General features: G+C 48.0%; 4 protein-coding genes and 1 pseudogene. All 5 read left to right on the top strand.

Translation table 11 applies throughout. The features are described 5' to 3' along the window. Positions 1–229 precede the first annotated feature (229 nt). Positions 230–823 carry a tyrosine-type recombinase/integrase gene (locus FTV11_RS16770; protein WP_205779272.1) on the top strand — a complete coding sequence of 198 codons (594 nt, stop codon included), beginning with the start codon at positions 230–232 and terminating at the stop codon, positions 821–823. A gap of 189 nt (positions 824–1,012) precedes the next feature. Beyond that, on the top strand, positions 1,013–2,179 hold the full coding sequence (locus FTV11_RS16765; RefSeq protein ID WP_024160783.1) for a tetracycline-inactivating monooxygenase Tet(X3): 1,167 nt from the start codon (positions 1,013–1,015) through the stop codon (positions 2,177–2,179). Positions 2,180–2,327: 148 nt separating this feature from the next. Next, on the top strand, positions 2,328–3,065 hold the full coding sequence (locus FTV11_RS16760) for a recombinase family protein (protein WP_001366550.1): 738 nt from the start codon (positions 2,328–2,330) through the stop codon (positions 3,063–3,065). Next, the gene (locus FTV11_RS16755; RefSeq protein WP_000743213.1) at positions 3,062–3,286 is read left to right on the top strand and encodes a hypothetical protein; all 225 of its coding nucleotides are present in this window, start codon (positions 3,062–3,064) and stop codon (positions 3,284–3,286) included. The genes FTV11_RS16760 and FTV11_RS16755 overlap by 4 nt, the downstream gene beginning before the upstream one ends. Positions 3,287–3,496: 210 nt before the next feature. Beyond that, positions 3,497–4,285, top strand: a pseudogene (locus FTV11_RS16750) (IS91-like element ISVsa3 family transposase); the annotation flags it as partial.

Below are 4,285 nucleotides of genomic sequence, written 5' to 3'. Positions count from 1 at the left end.
AATGGCTTTTATGGCTTCAGCTTTAAATTCTGCGGTGTAAGTCTTCTGTTTCTTGCTCATGGTAAACTCCTAATGAGTATGTATAGTTTACCAAGTTAAACCCTCCTGTTTTTTAAGCACACATCAGCGCCTGGTAAGCAGAGTTTTTGAAATGTAAGGCCTTTGAATAAGACAAAAGGCTGCCTCATCGCTAACTTTGCAACAGTGCCAGTTTTATTACGAACGTGTTTTGGGTGGACAACGGAAAACATATTTCATCGAAAGACCAAAAAAAGAAAAAACACTTCCTGTTGTGATGAGTGAAGAAGAAACCATTCGGGTACTACGCGCTATTGAAAACGTGAAACACAAGGCTATTCTGATGACTATTTATTCGGCAGGTTTGCGCATTTCTGAATGTATAAACCTGAAAATAAAAGACATTGACTCCAAGCGCATGCAAATTCGTATAGAACAGTCAAAAGGAAAAAGAGATCGTTATACCATTTTATCTGAGAAAACATTAATTATTTTAAGAACATACTTTATGGAATATAAACCAAAAGATTATTTATTTGAAGGTCAAAAAGGTGGCGCATACTCAAGCCGAAGTATTCAAAACATTTTTAAAGCAGCTGTTTTAAAAGCAAAGATTCAAAAGGAAGTTACTGTACATACCTTACGACATAGCTTTGCAACGCATTTGCTTGAGAATGGTACGAGTTTACGTTATATTCAATCGTTGTTAGGTCATTCAAGCAGTAAAACAACTGAGGTTTATACACATATTACCACCAAGGGAATGGAACAATTAAAAAGTCCGATGGATTTGTTAGATATATAGAAAGGATTTGTATATTTGAGCAAAACTTAACAAAAAGCACTATGAATATAAATCCTTTTGAGAGAGTAGAAACGAACGGTAAACGGTTGAAAACGGATTTGTCACTGATAATGAAAGGTTTAGCAAAATAAGATATAGTGGATATATACGCCATTTGGCGTATAGCCACTTGTTATGTGCCATTTTTGAATGACAATGCGAATAGATACGGACAAACAAATGAATTTACTTAGTGATAAGAACGTTGCAATAATTGGTGGTGGACCCGTTGGACTGACTATGGCAAAATTATTACAGCAAAACGGCATAGACGTTTCAGTTTACGAAAGAGACAACGACCGAGAGGCAAGAATTTTTGGTGGAACCCTTGACCTACACAAAGGTTCAGGTCAGGAAGCAATGAAAAAAGCGGGATTGTTACAAACTTATTATGACTTAGCCTTACCAATGGGTGTAAATATTGCTGATGAAAAAGGCAATATTTTATCCACAAAAAATGTAAAGCCCGAAAATCGATTTGACAATCCTGAAATAAACAGAAATGACTTAAGGGCTATCTTGTTGAATAGTTTAGAAAACGACACGGTTATTTGGGATAGAAAACTTGTTATGCTTGAACCTGGTAAGAAGAAGTGGACACTAACTTTTGAGAATAAACCGAGTGAAACAGCAGATTTGGTTATTCTTGCCAATGGTGGAATGTCGAAAATAAGGAGCTTTGTTACCGACACGCAAGTTGAAGAAACCGGTACTTTCAACATCCAAGCTGATATTCTTCAACCGGAAATAAACTGTCCCGGATTTTTTCAGCTATGCAACGGCAACCGATTAATGGCGGGACATCAGGGCATTTTATTGTTTGCCAATCCCAATAATAATGGTGCATTGTATTTAGGAATTAGTTTTAAAACGCCCGATGAATGGAAAAATAAAATTCCCTTAGATTTTCAGGACAGAAACAGCGTTGCCGATTTTTTATTGAAAAGATTTTCCAAATGGAGTGAAGTTTACAAACAATTAATACGTTCGGTATCAACATTTCAATGCTTGCCCACAAGGAAATTTCCTTTGAACAATGATTGGAAAAGTAACCGTCCATTACCCATAACAATGATTGGCGATGCTGCTCATTTGATGTCGCCTTTTGCAGGACAGGGTGTAAATACGGGATTATTGGATGCTTTGATATTGTCTGAAAACCTTACAAACGGAGAATTTACAAGTATTGAAAATGCCATCGAAAACTACGAACAACAAATGTTTGTTTATGCAAAAGATACGCAGGACGAATCGACAGAAAACGAAACCGAAATGTTTAGTCCCAATTTTTCGTTTCAAAAATTATTGAATCTATAAACAGTAAGAAAAAACGGCTACTAACAAGCAGTTTTGCAATAGTGGGGCAGAAGTGCAAAATTGAACTTGTGTGCTTCTATCAACTTTTGTACATTAGCTGCCAGTTTAAGATGGGTGCATTTGAGTATGCCCAAAGGAGCCCGCAAGTATGCGCAGGACGAAGCCAGTAGCCGCGCCGATGGTGGCGCGGGTCTATCTGCGCGTCAGCACCGACGCGCAGGACTTGGAACGCCAAGAGGCGATCACTACGGCCGCGAAGGCCGCCGGCTACTACGTCGCCGGCATCTACCGTGAGAAGGCATCCGGCGCACGCGCCGACCGGCCTGAGCTGCTGCGCATGATCGGCGACCTACAGCCCGGCGAGGTGGTCATTGCCGAGAAGATCGACCGCATCAGCCGCCTACCTTTGCCCGAGGCCGAGCGCCTGGTGGCCTCGATACAGGCCAAAGGCGCACGCCTGGCCGTCCCTGGCGTGGTCGATCTATCCGACCTGGCGGCCGAGGCCCAGGGCGTCGCCAAGATCGTGCTGGAAGCCGTGCAGATCATGCTTTTTCGCCTGGCCTTGCAGATGGCCCGCGACGACTACGAGGACAGGCGCGAACGCCAGCGCCAAGGCATTGAGTTGGCCCGCCAGGCCGGGCGGTACAAGGGCCGCCGTGCTGATCCGAAGCGCCGCGCCCAAGTTGTCGCGCTGCGCAAGTCCGGCTACAGCATCAACAAGACCGCCGAGCTGGCCGGGTACAGTGCGGCCCAGGTGAAACGGATATGGGCCGAGGTCAGCCAGGCCGAAGCGAAGCAGCACGGCGCGTTCGTGGAGGACGCATTGACGGAAGCCGATGCCCTGGCCGCTGTCGGCCAGGATGAGCGCCAGGAGGAAAGGGCATGAAGAAGCCGAACCAAGACGACGAGCCGTTTTTCATCACCGAGGAGATTGCGGCCGAAATGATCGCCGGCGGCTATGAGTTCGAGCTGCCGCCCATTCCTTGCACCATCCGCCTACGCGACGTGCTGGAGCGCATGACCGATGCTGAGCTAGCATTGCAGCCGGGCGAGATCGCCGACCAGGAGCGTGAACGCTGCCGGCGCAAGCCGTGTTCAACCTCATGATCTGGTCATGGTATTTTTCATGGCACTGAGCCTGATAGTTCTTGCAAATTGTTGTCACTAAAGGGTTTTGTGTGCTTGTTTACAATCGAGTGGGAGTGACGGGCACTGGCTGGCAATGTCTAGCAACGGCAGGCATTTCGGCTGAGGGTAAAAGAACTTTCCGCTAAGCGATAGACTGTATGTAAACACAGTATTGCAAGGACGCGGAACATGCCTCATGTGGCGGCCAGGACGGCCAGCCGGGATCGGGATACTGGTCGTTACCAGAGCCACCGACCCGAGCAAACCCTTCTCTATCAGATCGTTGACGAGTATTACCCGGCATTCGCTGCGCTTATGGCAGAGCAGGGAAAGGAATTGCCGGGCTATGTGCAACGGGAATTTGAAGAATTTCTCCAATGCGGGCGGCTGGAGCATGGCTTTCTACGGGTTCGCTGCGAGTCTTGCCACGCCGAGCACCTGGTCGCTTTCAGCTGTAAGCGTCGCGGTTTCTGCCCGAGCTGTGGGGCGCGGCGGATGGCCGAAAGTGCCGCCTTGCTGGTTGATGAAGTACTGCCTGAACAACCCATGCGTCAGTGGGTGTTGAGCTTCCCGTTTCAGCTGCGTTTCCTGTTTGCCAGCCGGCCCGAGATCATGGGGTGGGTGCTGGGCATCGTTTACCGCGTCATTGCCACGCACCTGGTCAAGAAAGCGGGCCATACCCACCAAGTGGCCAAGACGGGCGCGGTCACCCTGATCCAGCGTTCTGGATCGGCGCTCAATCTGAATGTTCACTTCCACATGCTGTTTCTCGACGGTGTGTATGTCGAGCAATCCCACGGCTCAGCGCGTTTCCGCTGGGTCAAGGCGCCGACCAGCCCAGAGCTCACCCAGCTGACGCACACCATCGCCCACCGGGTGGGTCGCTATCTGGAACGGCAAGGCCTGCTGGAACGGGATGTCGAAAACAGCTATCTGGCCTCGGATGCGGTGGATGACGACCCGATGACACCCCTGCTG

The organism is Acinetobacter sp. YH12231 (assembly GCF_013417755.1).
In the GTDB taxonomy this organism is placed as follows: Bacteria; Pseudomonadota; Gammaproteobacteria; order Pseudomonadales; family Moraxellaceae; genus Acinetobacter; species Acinetobacter amyesii.
The sequence above is the reverse complement of the archived record's forward strand: the minus strand, read 5'-3'. Positions and strand labels throughout refer to the sequence as shown.